The 1118-nt window shown below is 63.5% G+C and carries 1 protein-coding gene; it reads right to left on the reverse strand.

Going from position 1 to position 1118, the window contains the following annotated elements:
- Positions 1-92: 92 nt before the first annotated feature.
- Positions 93-1079 (reverse strand): IS5 family transposase, encoded by a 987-nt coding sequence (locus NKJ28_RS32935; protein WP_352572754.1) that lies wholly within the window; start codon positions 1077-1079, stop codon positions 93-95.
- Positions 1080-1118: the final 39 nt, after the last annotated feature.

The raw sequence follows: 1118 nt of genomic DNA on the forward strand, positions 1-1118 counted from the left end.
TTTTTTGAAGGCCGGGAAAGCAGTTTTCGACGGCTTGGTATGGCATCGACCGGCATGACCGGCCGATCCGCCGATTTTAGACAGACTCCTCCTCATGCCGGCTTTCCGCCAGGTGGATAGAGGGCGCCGATCATGGTCCGCAGATTGTAGGCGCAGGCGGCTAGTATGCATTGCGTGCGGTTGGCGGCGAGGTTGAAGAAGCGCAGGCGCCGCATGCCGTAGCGCTCCTTGAACACAGCAAAAGGCCGCTCCACAGCCGCCCGCACCTTGGCGATCAACCGGTTACGCAGCTTCTGGCGCGCCGGCAACTCGGGATGATGCTTGTTGGGCCGCCGCATCAGCCGGTCCTTGATCCCGGCCTTGGCCAGCCGATCATGCCTGGCATGGGTGTAGTAGGCCTGATCGCCATAGGCCGCCTTCTCATCGCCGCAAACCAGATTGTCGGCCGCCTCGGTGTCGGTGATCGAGGCGTCGCTTACCTCGACACGCCGGATCATGGTGTGCTCCTGGTCGGCGCCGATGTGCATCTTGTAGCCGAAGGTGCTCTTGTTGCCCTTCTTGCCCCAGCGCGCGTCCTTGTCGGCCGACGGCTTGGCCGGGCCCTGGTGGCCCTTCTTCGGCTGCTTGGGCGGCCGCCCACGGGCCTGCAGGAACGTCGCATCGACTAAGGTGCCGCGCTTGACGATCAGGCCCTTCGTCTCCAGCTGGCGGTTGATCTCCTCAAACACCTTGTCGATCAGCCGCTCGCGCGTCAGTTCCTCGCGGAAGCGCCACAGTGTCGAATGATCGGGCGTACGGTCCGAAAGGCTGAAGCCGGCAAAGCGGCGAAACGACAGCCGGTCACGGATCTGAGCCTCCAATGCCGGATCGCTCAGCCCGTGCCACACGCCCAGCAAAAGACAGCGCACCAGCGCCTCCGCCGGGTAGCTGGTGTTGCCCGAGCCGGGACCGCTGCGCTGACCCAGCAATGTTCGGATCGGTGCCCAGTCCAGTTCCTTCGATACCAGGTCGAAAATCGTCTCGTCCGACGCCGCCAGCCCGTCCGCCAGACTCAACTGACCCAGAACACGATCCGCCATCCCGAATCTCCCTGCTTCGACCATCATCACAGAATCACC

Origin of the sequence: Mesorhizobium sp. M0145, assembly GCF_040322355.1 — a bacterium.
GTDB lineage: Bacteria > Pseudomonadota > Alphaproteobacteria > Rhizobiales > Rhizobiaceae > Mesorhizobium.

Coding starts and splice junctions, on each gene's coding strand:
- NKJ28_RS32935 (WP_352572754.1), bottom strand. CDS start 1,079: ATGGCGGATCGTGTTCTGGGTCAGTTGAGTCTGGCGGACGGGCTGGCG.